Source organism: Bacillus sp. FSL M7-0003 (assembly GCF_038628485.1).
Classification (GTDB): Bacteria; Bacillota; Bacilli; order Bacillales; family Bacillaceae; genus Bacillus; species Bacillus safensis.
On record NZ_CP152024.1, the window covers coordinates 3,176,386 to 3,189,511 of the forward strand.

The 13,126-nt window shown below is 38.2% G+C and carries 17 protein-coding genes; 2 read left to right on the forward strand and 15 right to left on the reverse strand.

Annotated features, from left to right (window positions below; all coding sequences use genetic code 11):
• Window positions 1-14 precede the first annotated feature (14 nt).
• The 15 genes from flaG to MHI23_RS16440 all read right to left on the reverse strand — a co-directional run bounded on the left by flaG (window position 15) and on the right by MHI23_RS16440 (window position 11,128).
• Window positions 15-356 carry a flagellar protein FlaG gene (gene flaG / locus MHI23_RS16370; RefSeq protein WP_024426252.1) on the reverse strand — a complete coding sequence of 114 codons (342 nt, stop codon included), beginning with the start codon at window positions 354-356 and terminating at the stop codon, window positions 15-17.
• Between the two features lie 161 nt (window positions 357-517).
• A complete protein-coding gene (gene csrA, locus MHI23_RS16375) occupies window positions 518-742 on the reverse strand; it encodes a carbon storage regulator CsrA (protein WP_008360181.1) in 225 nt (74 codons plus the stop codon).
• Window positions 736-1,170 carry a flagellar assembly protein FliW gene (fliW, locus tag MHI23_RS16380; RefSeq protein WP_024423615.1) on the reverse strand — a complete coding sequence of 145 codons (435 nt, stop codon included), beginning with the start codon at window positions 1,168-1,170 and terminating at the stop codon, window positions 736-738. Before fliW ends, csrA begins: the two co-directional genes overlap by 7 nt.
• 28 nt (window positions 1,171-1,198) lie before the next feature.
• A complete protein-coding gene (locus MHI23_RS16385; protein WP_024426253.1) occupies window positions 1,199-1,777 on the reverse strand; it encodes a DUF6470 family protein in 579 nt (192 codons plus the stop codon).
• Window positions 1,778-1,823: 46 nt separating this feature from the next.
• Complete coding sequence (flgL, locus tag MHI23_RS16390; RefSeq protein ID WP_034281095.1) at window positions 1,824-2,732, reverse strand: flagellar hook-associated protein FlgL; 909 nt, start codon at window positions 2,730-2,732, stop codon at window positions 1,824-1,826.
• A gap of 9 nt (window positions 2,733-2,741) precedes the next feature.
• On the reverse strand, window positions 2,742-4,262 hold the full coding sequence (flgK, locus tag MHI23_RS16395) for a flagellar hook-associated protein FlgK (protein ID WP_342492100.1): 1,521 nt from the start codon (window positions 4,260-4,262) through the stop codon (window positions 2,742-2,744).
• Window positions 4,263-4,277: 15 nt separating this feature from the next.
• Window positions 4,278-4,760, reverse strand: a complete 483-nt coding sequence (locus tag MHI23_RS16400) for a flagellar protein FlgN (RefSeq protein WP_087977062.1) — start codon at window positions 4,758-4,760, stop codon at window positions 4,278-4,280.
• Between the two features lie 18 nt (window positions 4,761-4,778).
• On the reverse strand, window positions 4,779-5,042 hold the full coding sequence (gene flgM / locus MHI23_RS16405) for a flagellar biosynthesis anti-sigma factor FlgM (RefSeq protein ID WP_024423620.1): 264 nt from the start codon (window positions 5,040-5,042) through the stop codon (window positions 4,779-4,781).
• A 79-nt stretch (window positions 5,043-5,121) separates the two neighbouring features.
• Window positions 5,122-5,541: a TIGR03826 family flagellar region protein gene (locus tag MHI23_RS16410; RefSeq protein ID WP_024423621.1), complete on the reverse strand. Its 420-nt coding sequence runs from the start codon at window positions 5,539-5,541 to the stop codon at window positions 5,122-5,124.
• 56 nt (window positions 5,542-5,597) lie between these two features.
• Window positions 5,598-6,254 (reverse strand): ComF family protein, encoded by a 657-nt coding sequence (locus tag MHI23_RS16415; protein WP_241218534.1) that lies wholly within the window; start codon window positions 6,252-6,254, stop codon window positions 5,598-5,600.
• 26 nt (window positions 6,255-6,280) lie between these two features.
• The gene (locus MHI23_RS16420) at window positions 6,281-6,574 is read right to left on the reverse strand and encodes a competence protein ComFB (protein WP_024423623.1); all 294 of its coding nucleotides are present in this window, start codon (window positions 6,572-6,574) and stop codon (window positions 6,281-6,283) included.
• Between the two features lie 48 nt (window positions 6,575-6,622).
• Entirely contained in the window at window positions 6,623-8,020 is a 1,398-nt protein-coding gene (locus MHI23_RS16425; protein WP_277600436.1) for a DEAD/DEAH box helicase, read from the reverse strand.
• 120 nt (window positions 8,021-8,140) lie between these two features.
• On the reverse strand, window positions 8,141-8,983 hold the full coding sequence (locus MHI23_RS16430) for a DegV family protein (protein ID WP_024423625.1): 843 nt from the start codon (window positions 8,981-8,983) through the stop codon (window positions 8,141-8,143).
• 215 nt (window positions 8,984-9,198) lie between these two features.
• Window positions 9,199-9,888: a two-component system response regulator DegU gene (gene degU / locus MHI23_RS16435; RefSeq protein WP_008348273.1), complete on the reverse strand. Its 690-nt coding sequence runs from the start codon at window positions 9,886-9,888 to the stop codon at window positions 9,199-9,201.
• 64 nt (window positions 9,889-9,952) lie between these two features.
• A complete protein-coding gene (locus MHI23_RS16440; RefSeq protein ID WP_003213166.1) occupies window positions 9,953-11,128 on the reverse strand; it encodes a sensor histidine kinase in 1,176 nt (391 codons plus the stop codon).
• 220 nt (window positions 11,129-11,348) lie between these two features.
• Here MHI23_RS16440 and MHI23_RS16445 point away from each other — a divergent pair, with 220 nt between their 5' ends.
• Both MHI23_RS16445 and MHI23_RS16450 read left to right on the forward strand, forming a co-directional pair.
• Window positions 11,349-12,017, forward strand: coding sequence for a YigZ family protein (locus tag MHI23_RS16445; RefSeq protein WP_012011434.1), 669 nt, complete (start codon window positions 11,349-11,351; stop codon window positions 12,015-12,017).
• Window positions 12,002-13,093 carry an LCP family protein gene (locus MHI23_RS16450; protein WP_224426751.1) on the forward strand — a complete coding sequence of 364 codons (1,092 nt, stop codon included), beginning with the start codon at window positions 12,002-12,004 and terminating at the stop codon, window positions 13,091-13,093. The genes MHI23_RS16445 and MHI23_RS16450 overlap by 16 nt, the downstream gene beginning before the upstream one ends.
• The last annotated feature ends 33 nt before the right edge of the window (window positions 13,094-13,126 follow it).

Genomic DNA, 13,126 nt, shown 5'->3' on the forward strand with positions numbered 1-13,126 from the left:
TGTTCTCCCTTCATTTACATTCTTTTATCTACAAATAAACCGACAATTTCTGTCATTGCTGCATAGAAATCAAGCCATTCCTTGGAAGGAATTTCTCTAATCACTTCTTCTGTTTGGTTATCTACGACTTTGACATAATATTCATTGAGTTTTTCATGTAATTCAAATTGAAGATGAAATTGAGTAGGTTCAATCAGCTTGTTTGCGCCTTGAAGCGTTTTTTCAATTTCTTCTTTTGAAACAGTCCTACCATTTGCTTGTGAGTCAGAGTTTACATTGTCATTCTGGTTATTAGAAACACGGGTTTGAAATGCATCGATAATTGGCTCTAATGATGTCAACTTACCAACAGACATAGTTATTCAGCTCCTGTGCTTTAATCTATCTTTTATATCGGCTTTGAATTTGTAAATTAAATATAGATGGACCGATTTGTTAAAGTTTCCTATAGATCATGAACATCGGTATCGAAACGCTTTCACACGGAGAAGGACAGTTGGATGCGATAAAAAAATCCTCACTTTTTTTGTGAGGATAATTGAGAGAGAAGATCTAAGGATAAACTCGCTGCACGATTGTTCTCTTCTTGAATAGACAGGTACACTTCTTTCCTGTGAATATCGATGTGCTTAGGAGCCTCAATCCCGACTTTCACTTGATCGCCTTCGATTGAAATAATCTTGACTTCAATATCATCGCCTATTTGAATCGACTGGTTTAATTTACGAGACAGCACTAACATGAGGATGCCACCTCTAACAAATGTTTTGTATGATAGGCTGAATCATGCAAAATCACCTGCTTGGCTTTCATGTTTTTCCGGTTCACAATAATAGGCGCTCTTAAATTGGCTGTCGTTTTTTCAATAGATGATTCCATTGTTAAAATAACCATTACTTCCACATCATTGGCATCTTCTACTTCCAGAATGTCTACAACCGTTTCGTCTAAATCAAATTCGTATTGATTGAAGAATAAAAACGGGCTGCTGACGATAAAACCTAATGCCGAGTTATTTAATGATTGAAGAACTAAAAATGGAGACTCTTCTGATAAAGGCAAAATGACAAACTGTTTTTGATCCAGAAATCCTGGTATCCCGTTAGAGAAGTGAATGATTTGCTCCTCTTTGATTGTCACTTCACCATGGTATTTTGTTTGAATGATCATAATTCACGACCTTTTTCGTTTTTCTTAACTATACCTTATCACCATTTTGGCCCGTTTCGTCAACTTCTATTTTTAATTCTGGATATTGTAACATATCAATATTAACCTTACCTGGCTGGTAGTTAACGATTGGTTTATGAGGTGTGGCCTCTATGATAGCTTTTTGCGGCTCCACATCAATTTGAAGCTCAGAAGGCTGATAGTGAATTTTCACACTAAAGAATGAAGGTATCACACCAATGGTAAATTGTTTTGCTGGGGGACTGCCATTGATTTTGGCAAACTCAGCAATCGCATTTCCACCATTCTCGATCTTGATGAGTTCACTTCCTTCTTCCGCTCTGCGACCCATTCCTTCTCCAACAGCACGCTTCCCCTCAGCTGCCCATTCCTCAGAACGTCTAAAAATTGACTTGATGTCCATATCGGCAAACGCCTCGGTTTGATCAATGGTTAATTTCGATGGTGTCCTTTTGATATTCATGACAGCTCGTGGCTGCTGAATCTCAAGATCAGCTTGTGGCTGCTCTACTTCTTGCCGGGAAGGAGTTGTCGACATTTGAAGTTTTGCATAGGTTTGCTGCATTAACAATCTAGGGATTTGCATATGTTCACCTCCATGATGCAAAAAAGCACCCATCGGATGCTTTTTATTATCTTAAGAAATCTACAAGGGATGGCTGAATGACTTTCGCTGTTGTCGCTAAAGCAGCTCTATTCACCGTCTCTTGTTGAAGAAGATCAAGAATTGCCTTTTCACTTTCAACATCTTCATTATCTGATTTAGCATTTTTCAGTACTTGAAATTGTGAAGTCAAACGACTTCCTACTAAGTCAACACGATTCGAACGCGCTCCTAGGTCAGATCGCTCAGCACTCATTACTTCTTTAAACTGATCGATACTTCCTAATGCATCATCAGAATTCGCAAACGTTCCATTTTTCAATGAGTTTTCTAAATCAGTCAGCATTTCAATGACATTTTGACCGTTAGCCTGTCCGCCAAACGCTGAGATTGGATTTGAGTTTACATTTAAAGTGATACCATCAGAAATATTCGCTTGAACAGCATTCGCATCTGTATAATTTTCGAAGTTAAATGTATACGTTCCGTCTGCATTCTCAACAACTGGTTTAACATTTGTATTTGTCCCATTAAATACGAACTTACCTAGCATTTGAGTGTTCATTGCATCAATGATTTGATTCTTCATCTGGCCAATTTCCACTCCGATAGCTGCTAAATCTTCGGGCTGCTTTGTTCCATTTGCCGCATCAAGCACTTTATCTCGTATATTTGACATAATATCAATGATTTCAGTGACACTTGTTTCAGATGTATCAATCCAGTTTTGTGCTTCATTTAAGTTATTTTTATATTGTTCATTTCGAAACAAGGCAGTACTATATTGAAGGCTTTTTACTGCTGCAACAGGATCATCAGACGTTTTTGTAAAACGTTTGCCTGTTTGTGCCTGTTCATTAATTTTAGAAAGTTTTTCATAACTTTTACTAATATTTCGAAGTGAGTTTTGAGAAATCATACCTTGTGTGACTCGCATCCGTTATCCCTACCTTCCTACGACACCCATGCCGTTTATGACCTTATCCAATACTTCATCTTGTAATGTCATAATTCTCGCAGCCGCATTATATGCATGCTGGAATTGGATCATATTCGTCATTTCTTCATCAATGGAGACAGCGCTAGTCGACATTCTACGTTCATTGGCTGAATTGACAAGAGCAGCTGAACTGCTTTCAAGCGTCATGTTCTTTTTCCCTTGTACCCCCATCTCAGCAATAACATTTTGGTAATAATCCTGAATTGTCGTTGTATTGCCGCCGATTGGTAACTTTAAGTCTTGTATATTAGCTAATTTCGTAGCATTCGAACCGTCACCTTGTGTTTGATTGAGAGATGCAGCAATATTATCTGTTGATGCTAAAATGACATCGCTCACTTTAATACGAGCTGCCAAACCTTTATTCAACTCATTGTTATTTTCGATATCAAAAAAGTCTTGTCCACTTGCACCATTTAACGTGTACCCCTGCTTATGTACATCGTTAAATGTATCCATGAATACTTTTGCTACTTCATCCAGCTCTGCAAGCATATCTGGATACATGCCTTTTTCAGCACCGTTTGACATGTAGCCATAAGCCTCAACAAGTGCTTTTACTTTACCGTTCACTTGTAATTGATCCGCTGCAATTGTTGTTGTTCCGAATTGAAGTGAGTTAACAAGTCCCGTTGTAATATCATAAGAGATTTGCAGTTCAGACTTTTCGTTCGTAATACCATTCAAAATGTTTCCAGCAGATTGTCCATTTGCACCGATAATGTCGATGTTGACAGTTCCTTCAGCAATTTTGAGTGCATTACCGCCAGGAGGATTGTAGCTGACCTTAATATCAACAAGTGAGGATAATTGATCGACCAAAGTATCACGTGTATCATAAAGATCATTTGGAAGATATCCATTTGGCTCAACTGCTGCAATCTGTTTGTTCACTTCATCTATTTGAGATAAAAGAGTGTTTACATCTTTGGCTGTTGAATCGAGTTCCGTTTTTAAATTCTTTTGTATCGTCGTTAAAGAGGAGTTGAGCAGACGGAATTGGTCAACTAAAGCCTGTGCACTTGTTTTAACAACTGTACGTGCAGAAGCTGTATCAGCATTTTTTGATTCCGATAAGACCTGTAATGATTTCCATAGATTATCAAAAGCTCTGTTCAAGCCTTCATCCGTCAAATCATTCATAACCCCTTCCATCTGTGAAAGGGCATCTGACTTCGTTGAGTAGTAAGATAAGTTATTATTATGATCTCTGTATTGTAGATCTAAAAAGCTATCTCGAATTCTTTCAACCGTTCCAACTTGTACGCCAGTCCCCATTTGGCCATACGTCTTGCCGTCATAAACCGAAATGACTGGATAAGGATTTTCTGCTTTAAAGGTCACTCTTTGTCTTGAGTAGCCCTCCGTATTTGCATTGGAGACGTTGTTTGATGTGACATAAAGCCCTGCACGCTGGGCTGTGATTCCTCTTTTTGCCGTTTCTAGTCCCATGAATGTAGAACCCATTGGTATCCTCCTTGTTTACGCCTTTGAATCAAACAAAGCCCTTTGCTGTTTAGGCTTTGAACTCTCAAGACCATTTTGTCCGTAATTCATATTTTCTTTATTAGGGTTAACGAGATCGAATGTCAGTGAAATAAATTGAAGTGACTGCTGAATAAGCTGCTTGTTCAGTTCATTTACATCTTTTAGTTCCACCATGATGTCATTTAGTTTCTCATATAATGAAATGAGCTCTTTTTGATCTGTACCTTCAGCCTTTTCGATACATGCAGTGATGGTTGGTGATTGATCACTTTGTAAAAATTGAACGGTCGCTTCAATTCGTTTTTCTTCTAATTGAGAAATGGCCTGAATATACTTTTGCTCTAAATTCAGGACCTCTGAAAGAGCATCAATCTCATTGCTTTTCAGCATTTCTGTTTTATCCTTAGACAACTTTAAAAGCTGTTCATGCAATCCATAGAGACGATGCAGTTCTTCAATAATTATTTTAACTGACATTCACGCTGCTCCCTTTTGTTATTGTTGTTTATAGAAATTCAGCATTTTATCTGCAATGCCTTTTGTATCTACTTGATATGTTCCGGCTTCAATGCTTTTTTTAATTTGGTCAATTTTATCTTGGCGTTCTCTCATAATATTCGGCACCTTTTGCATTTCGATTGCCTTTTTAGAAATTTCGACTTTATCAGTTGATTTAGCTTGATTCGATTGCAACGTTTGTTTCTCATATGTTTTCTTGTAAGGATTTACTGGTTGTGTTCCATATCGATTAATTTTCACGGGATTCCTCTCGCTTTCCGTTACAGTCTGTCTTGATTCTATCCATTTTATCGACCAAACTGCAACTTAGTTTAGGGAATCAGTCGTTTTTAGGATTAATGGCATAATAGGTGTCTTTTTTCCTAGATTCAATCTCCCTTTTACGCTCCTCTTCTTGGTTCATTTGGCTGATTTGCGAATGAATATCCTGTTCACATTGGCTGCATAGCTTGTTTTTCCTGATCGCTTTGCCACATCTTTCACAAGGATAATTAATATTTGGAAATTGACTAATTTGCAGTCTTTTCAAACGAATAAATTTCAAGATTAATTCTTCATCAACTTCTGTTGCTTCTACTATTTCAGCGATGGTTGATTGTCTATTGCTTTGTTTTCTCAAGAATTTATATACGATATCAAAAGAACGTTCTTCTTCTTCAAAGCATTTGTTACAAACCGTTTGGATGGTGGTTTTTAAAAATAGCTGATTACATTGTGGACAGTTTGCCAATTGATTCATAACCAAAACCCCTTACGTTATTTTCTTTTCTTATTATCGGTTAATTATCATGATTTTTAACTACGTATCAACGTAAAAGAAGAAACACTTTTAGCACCTGCGTCTTTCAAAATTCTTGCCGCATCATAGATGGTTGCTCCCGTTGTATAGATATCATCAACTAATATAATATCCCTTTGAACAATCGCATCTGTTTGCTTTATTTGAAACAATCCTTTTTGATCTAGGCGTTCATTTTTCTTTTTTTTAGACTGCTTACTTTGATGTATTTTCACGAGTGGCTGCAATATTGGCTTATCTAGCAAAGAAGCGATTATCACGGACTGATTAAATCCTCTTTCTTTTAGTCTTTCATGACTTAAAGGAATCGGTATCAGCAATGGGTCTTTTATGCAGAAGGAATGTTTAAATGCTGCTTGTACATCTTTTTGAAACAGCTCAGCTAAAGCCGTATCACCCCGAAATTTAAAGCGGGCAAGGACATCTTTCATCAACTCGTTGTAAGTATAAACTGACCTATTTTTCACAAGGATTTTAATAGAATCAGAGCGTTCATTCCATCTGTTACAGTCCTGGCACAATTGGTCATTTGACTGCGCCCTTCCGCATGTTGGACAAATAGGACGCTCAATCTTTACTAAGTGATTCTTACATGCTACACAAAGGCGATCATCATTTAATAGTAGGAATGATTTCCATGTAAAAGCAGGCACAAAATGTCCCTCGCAAATTTGGCAAATCAATTGGTTTCCTTGTTCAGCAACAGACGATTTTCACACCTTGGAAATGCAGAGACCTTGGAAGCTGCTTCTGTCAGAATGACCAGCATCGCAGTATTCTTCTGTTTATCCACCATCTCAGATTTACTGTAGGATATTTTATCGATATCTGTTATATATTGTGGTTTCACTTGATTCAGTGAAATCGCTAATACATCTTCCATACACTTTTCACAATGACAAATCATGTTTAATTGGTTGAGATATTGATTGAGAATTTCCTTGAGTAGTATTTCTTTTGCATTGAGTAGCATATTTGTCTCTCCTGCCATTTGTGTATTGTGAATATAATGTACCATGATTTAGTTGAACCCACACTGTTTTTCAGAAAACTCTTTTGCAGCCGTATCATTCATTTTTGCGATATGCTTCTTTGCTTGTTTCATACTTCTCGTTAAACCAAAATGAAAAAGGAAAACATCTCCTGTACAATAATCCGAGTGTCTGCCTACCCGCCCAGAAATCTGAACAAGTGCACTCTCTGTAAAAATAGTAGATTCCGAACCTAGTACCCCCACTTGAACATTTGGAATCGTTACGCCTCTTTCTAGAATAGTGGTTGTAACTAGTACATCGTATACGTAATCTCTAAAGTGCTGAACCTTTTGTTTTCTATCCGGATCATCGGCAGATACCCCCTCCACGTTCAAGGATTGTTCTCGAAGAATCTTCGTTACCTTCTTCATGGTAGCAATTGAAGGAACAAAAAGTAATATTCTTCTCTTATTTGCAATATGTCTCTGCATCCAATTCATCACTTTAGGGGGCAGCTGGTTCTTTTTTAATTTCTTTTTCCAATGACCGATCCAATGAAAGGTCGGTACGGGTAATGGTTGCTCGTGAAAACGCAAAGGAATTTTTATCGCTTCCAGTTTTCCACGAGAAACCTCTCTCGTCATTTTTTTAGAGGGTGTCGCACTTAAATAAATCCTGACCCCTCTGTTCTTTCTCATCGCCTTTAGAACAGCAAATTGGAGACGCTCATCCATTGAATAAGGGAAGGCATCGACTTCATCTACAATGAGCACATCAAAAGCATTCTTGTATCTCATCAGCTGGTGGGTTGTGGTGATCACAAGCGGTGTTATTTGAAACCTTTGAGAACTGCCTCCGTAAAGTACGGTAATTGTCACCCCTTGAAATGCTTTTGTAAGCCGTGGTTCGAGTTCAAGCACTACATCTGTTCTAGGTGTCGCAATACAGACCCTCATTCCTTGATTTAACGCATATTCGATTCCGTGAAAAAGCACTTCCGTTTTCCCTGCTCCGCAAACCGCCCAAACAAGTAGATCAAATTTGTTTTTAATAGCTTCAATCATTCTTTCTGACGCTCTTTTTTGTCCTTTAGACAGCTCTCCCTGCCATGTTAATTCGGCTCGACATGTTTCTACCATTTGTGGACCTGTCCATTCATAAAGAAACCCACATTCCGTTGCTTTTCCCATCATGATGCATGATCTACAGTACACACAATCCTTTTGACACACTTCACATGGAGAATGAGCGAAATACCGCTTGTGTGATACACCGCACCGGCAGCATGTAAAACCATTTGCTTTCCTCTCAATGGCTGGAGACCGATTGACTAAGCCCTTCTCCTCCAGCCAATCTAAATTGGACTGTGGGCACTTTGTTTCAACGGTGAGCAGATGACGTGAATGCAGCTGCCGCATTAGTTCCATTGCTTTGTCCATATTCAACATTACCAAACACCTTTCAATTGATGTTCGGCTATTATGCACAAAGACATGACATTTCGTCCAACAGGTAAAATAGAAAAACAAAACCCCTTTTCAATAAGAAAAGAGGTTTTTTAGGAATTATCTAATCACCCAGCCAAGGGCTAAAGAACCTTCACCTAGATGGGTGCCGATTACGGCACCAAAGTAGCTTTTATAAAATTCAACATGAGGATATTTTTCTGATAAGTGCGCAATTAATTCTTCTGCTTCTTCTTCTCTATTACCATGTATCAGTGTTGCTCTCATCGGAACACCACGTGATGCATCTTCATCAAATAATTCAAAAATACGTGAAATGGCTTTTTTACGTGTGCGAATCTTCTCAAAAGGAACAATTAGCTTGTTGTCAAAATGCAAAATAGGCTTTACCTTTAAGAGGCTTCCAATAAAGGCCTGAGCACCATTTAATCTGCCGCCTCTTTGCAAATGAGTTAAATCGTCTACCATAAAATACGCCCGCTGACTTTCTTTTAGGTAATTTAGATGTGCTAACACTTCTTCTAAAGAAGCACCTTCTTGGATTTTTTCAGCAGCTTCTAACACATAAAAACCTTGTGCCATACAGCTTGTTTCTGTATCAAACGGGTAAATATCAATCCCGTCAACTAGATCATTCGCTGAGACCGCACTATTATACGTTCCACTAATTCCACTTGAAAGGTGGATACTAATCACGGCGTCGTATGTTTCACTTAGTTTTTCATATAAGGCTATTAATTCACCGAAAGCAGGCTGAGAGGTTGTTGGAAGATCTTTGTGTTTTTTGATTTCTTCATAATATGTCTTCCAGTCCATTTCTATTTCTTCACGGTATGATTCACTGCCAAAGATGACGTTAAGGGGGATCATATGAATATTATGTTTATCACGCAGCTCTTGTGGTAGATAAGCAGTACTGTCTGTTACAACGGCTATTTTCATTCTTAAATACCTTCCTTATTCGTTAAGTTACTCTTTTTTATTTTAAAAGAATGATCATTTTTTCATTAGATTTATAATAGTAATCAAAAAAGCCTGCCTAATCAATAGGCAAGCCCGCTATATCCGAAAAAGACTCCTTACCCTGTCTATCATTTCTCTCCACCTAAAATGTGAGAGAATAAAAACAGGCGAAAAAGGAGTACTTGTCCGGAACATTATCTCATTTCTACCCAGCCGTTTTTAATAGCTACAACAACAGCTTGTGTACGGTCGTTTACATTCATTTTTTGCAAAATGTTACTCACGTGGTTTTTAACTGTTTTCTCACTAATAAAGAGCGATTCACCGATTCCTCTGTTGCTCTTTCCGTCAGCTAACATTTGAAGAACTTCACATTCACGTCTAGTTAAGATATGAAGTGGTCTGCGAATTTCAGGATATACCTCATGCTGTGGATGTGCTGAAACGCCGCTAGTTGCCAAGCGTCGGAATTCATTTACTAAATTATGAGTGACTTTCGGATGTAAATAAGAGCCTCCGTCAGCTACAACTTTCACTGCTTCGATAAGTGTGTCTGCATCCATTTCTTTTAGCAGGTAGCCTCTCGCCCCTGTTTTCAATGCATGTGTTACATAGTTTTCATCGTCATGAATAGATAGAATAATGACTTTTGATTCGGGATAAAGCTCAACAAGCTGCTTTGTAGCCTCAACACCATTTACATTCGGCATATTAATGTCCATAATGACAACATCCGGATGATAGTGTTCTACGATACGTGCAGCTTCGTCACCGTCGTCTCCTTCTGCAACTACTTCAAAAGTAGGTTCAAAATCTAAAATCCGTTTGACACCTTCACGGAATAATTGGTGGTCATCAATAATTACAATATTTACTTTAGTCACAAGCTACGCCTCCCCATGTTTATTGTTCTACACCTGAACTTTATGGTCAATATGTCTTTTGACTCTATTTTACAATTTTATTTTGCAATGTTAGTGGCACGCGAATCATGATGAATGTCCCTAGACCTATTTTTGAGTCTATGGTCATTTTACCTTCCAGTAAGTCTACGCGTTCTTTCATGCCAAGTAAACCGAAGGATTTGTTTTTGTTTGTTTTCACATCTTTCATATCAAAGCCTTTTCCATCGTCTTTAATAATTAAGGTCACAAAGTCTTTCGTTACTTCTACTTTGACAGAGATTTCTTCAGCTTCAGAATGTTTTAATGAATTTGTGACAGCTTCTTGGGCTAGTCTAAACAGTGCTACTTCAAATTGAGAAGCAATTCTTTCGCTTTCTGTATCACCTAGGCATTGGAACGTAATTTTGGTTTTCCCATCATATTCTTCAATTGTGTTTAAGTATTTTCTCAGTGTCGGAATCAGACCCAAATCATCTAAAGCCATCGGTCTTAAATCATAAATGATTCTTCTCACTTCGTACAGTGCATTTCGCACATTCTGTCTGAGACTTCTAATTTCTTTAAAACCTTCTTCTGTACCGCGGTCTCTAAAAATCCGTTCAATTAATTCGGAACGCATCATCACGTTTGCCAGCATTTGAGCAGGGCCGTCATGAATTTCCCGAGACACTCTTTTGCGTTCTTCTTCTTGGGCTTCAATAATTCTCAGCCCAAAATCTTGTTTTGCCTGAGCATCTTCAAGTAAAACGCCAACCTGGCGTAAATCCTGGTTGAGATAGTTGAGAACAACTGTAATCTGACTCACAAGCGTTTCAGAACGTTCAATGACGTCTTGTAAGCTTAATAATCGTCTTTCCAGATCGTCTCTTCTTTCTCTCAGCTGCTTCTCGCGCTGCTGAATCATGGTGAGTTCCACTTGCAAGTTATGTGCTTTTTCGTAGGCCTCACGTATTTCTTCTTCGCTGAATTTGTTGAAGTTTCTGCTGACCTCAGATAAGCGGTTTCTAGCATGTCTTGTATGGACTTCCAGCTTATCCCCAAAATCAATTACTTCGTTTACTTGCTGTTTGATTTGCTTCAGCTCTTCTACTAGGCTTTCATATTGTTGACGGGACTGTTCGCCTATTCTAAATACTTCGTCCTTGCTGCCATCAACTGTACTTAGCATTTTCATGATGATTGAATCCAATAATTTCGGATCCATTTTGGGTGTTGTCATGGCTTTTCCCTCCCGTAACAGTGATGTCATCTTTTTTTATTATAAATGTCATTGATCTGCATTTTATGTCGAATTATAATGAAAGAATGCGTATAATCATGAAGTTTTTATGACGACCCTTTTTCCGCTCCTATCATCATAACAAAATACGCTGTAAAATTCTAAAACCAATGCAAATTTTCACTAGTCTTACAATTTGCTTGTCAGGAGGGTATGTCTTTTGCTGAATCGCTATCTTACAGTAAAAAGTCGTGGCGAGCATGAGATCGTCATTGAAAAATCACGTTTTATTTGTCATATACAGCGTGCTGTCTCAGAAGAAGAAGCACAAGCATTTATACAATCCATTAAAAAACAACATTGGAATGCCACACATAATTGTTCAGCCTATCTCATTGGTGAACATGACCTGATTCAAAAAGCGAATGATGATGGTGAACCAAGCGGTACAGCAGGTGTGCCAATGCTTGAAGTGCTAAAAAAACGGAAGCTGAAAGATACAGTCGTTGTGGTCACTCGTTATTTCGGCGGTATCAAGCTAGGTGCCGGTGGATTGATTCGTGCCTACGGAAAATCTGTATCAGAAGCTATCAACCATGTTGGAATGGTAGAGCGCTGTTTAATGCGTACAATGCACACAACAATAGATTATACATGGCTTGGAAAGGTAGAGAATGAGCTTAGAGCCTCATCTTTTCAGCTAAAAGAAATCCATTATGCAGAAGATGTTATTTTTGAGACATATGTCGAAGAAACACAAACAGAGCAGTTCATTGAGTGGATGACTGAGCTGACAAATGGAAAGAGTGTTACAAAAGAAGGCGAACTGATTTATTTAGAAAAGGACATTGGTCCGATAAAGGAGACAGATGAATGGCACAACGAGTAAAAGTGCGTGTACGAAAGAAAAAAAGTAAAAAGAAGAGAATTATCAAACGTATTCTGGTCTTATTTTTGCTTCTTATCATCTGCATGGGCGGATTTGCAGTATATAAAATCGTCAATACTCTTCAAGCTGCTGACAAAACATATGATGAACTAAACCGTGGAGAGAAATCGAATCTTCGTGATGCTGTCATTGATATTAAGAAAAAACCTTTCTCTGTATTATTTGTCGGAATTGAGGATTATGCCACAAAGGGTGATCATGGCCGTTCAGATTCACTCATTGTCGCAACGATTAACCCTCAAGACAAAACGATGAAAATGGTTAGTATTCCTCGTGACACACGCGTACAGCTTGCAAGTGATACAACAGGAAGTAAAGAAAAGATCAATGCAGCATTTGCTAAAGGTGGTAAAGATGAAACGATTGAAACCGTCGAACAATTCTTGCATATTCCGATTGATAAGTATGCAACAGTTGATTTTGACGGATTCAAGGATGTCATTGATGAAGTCGGCGGAATTGATATCGATGTTCCATTTGACTTCAATGAAAAAAGTGATGTTAAAAAATCGAAAAAGATTTACTTCAAAAAAGGCAATATGCATTTAAACGGGGAAGAAGCACTTGCTTACGCACGGATGAGAAAACAAGATCCACGCGGTGATTTCGGACGTAACGATCGTCAGAAACAAATTTTACGTGCAATGATTGATCAAATGGCAAAGCCAAATAACATTGCGAACGTCGATAACATTGCTAAAGAAGTCAGTGATCACATTACGACCAATTTCCGTATCACAGAAGGTCTTGCCCTTCAGCAAATCTACAGCGGATTTAAAGGAGACGACACAGAAACTCTTTCTATTAAGGGATCAGACCTTTATTTAGGGCCAAATCGCACGTATTACTTTGAGCCAGATCCGACCAATTTAGCTAACGTACAAAATGAATTACGGACGCATTTAAAGCTTCCTACTGAATCTTCAACTGAAACAGATTCACAAACCAATCCGTCTTCTGGTGAAACAGAGTCAACTGATACAACTAACTCATCGACCAGCACACCTGGACAATAATAAAAACAGCCCAGTTCCTAGGAACGGGCTGTT

What these genes read in the sequence shown, in the direction of transcription:
- MHI23_RS16410 (WP_024423621.1), bottom strand. Translation starts at nt 5,541, where the DNA reads ATGAATCAATTGGCAAACTGTCCACAATGTAATCAGCTATTTTTAAAA.
- MHI23_RS16450 (WP_224426751.1), top strand. Translation starts at nt 12,002, where the DNA reads ATGGCACAACGAGTAAAAGTGCGTGTACGAAAGAAAAAAAGTAAAAAG.
- MHI23_RS16440 (WP_003213166.1), bottom strand. Translation starts at nt 11,128, where the DNA reads ATGACAACACCCAAAATGGATCCGAAATTATTGGATTCAATCATCATG.
- fliW (WP_024423615.1), bottom strand. Translation starts at nt 1,170, where the DNA reads ATGATCATTCAAACAAAATACCATGGTGAAGTGACAATCAAAGAGGAG.
- flaG (WP_024426252.1), bottom strand. Translation starts at nt 356, where the DNA reads ATGTCTGTTGGTAAGTTGACATCATTAGAGCCAATTATCGATGCATTT.
- flgL (WP_034281095.1), bottom strand. Translation starts at nt 2,732, where the DNA reads ATGCGAGTCACACAAGGTATGATTTCTCAAAACTCACTTCGAAATATT.
- MHI23_RS16400 (WP_087977062.1), bottom strand. Translation starts at nt 4,760, where the DNA reads ATGTCAGTTAAAATAATTATTGAAGAACTGCATCGTCTCTATGGATTG.
- MHI23_RS16430 (WP_024423625.1), bottom strand. Translation starts at nt 8,983, where the DNA reads ATGAAAATAGCCGTTGTAACAGACAGTACTGCTTATCTACCACAAGAG.
- csrA (WP_008360181.1), bottom strand. Translation starts at nt 742, where the DNA reads ATGTTAGTGCTGTCTCGTAAATTAAACCAGTCGATTCAAATAGGCGAT.
- MHI23_RS16385 (WP_024426253.1), bottom strand. Translation starts at nt 1,777, where the DNA reads ATGCAAATCCCTAGATTGTTAATGCAGCAAACCTATGCAAAACTTCAA.
- MHI23_RS16420 (WP_024423623.1), bottom strand. Translation starts at nt 6,574, where the DNA reads ATGCTACTCAATGCAAAAGAAATACTACTCAAGGAAATTCTCAATCAA.
- flgK (WP_342492100.1), bottom strand. Translation starts at nt 4,262, where the DNA reads ATGGGTTCTACATTCATGGGACTAGAAACGGCAAAAAGAGGAATCACA.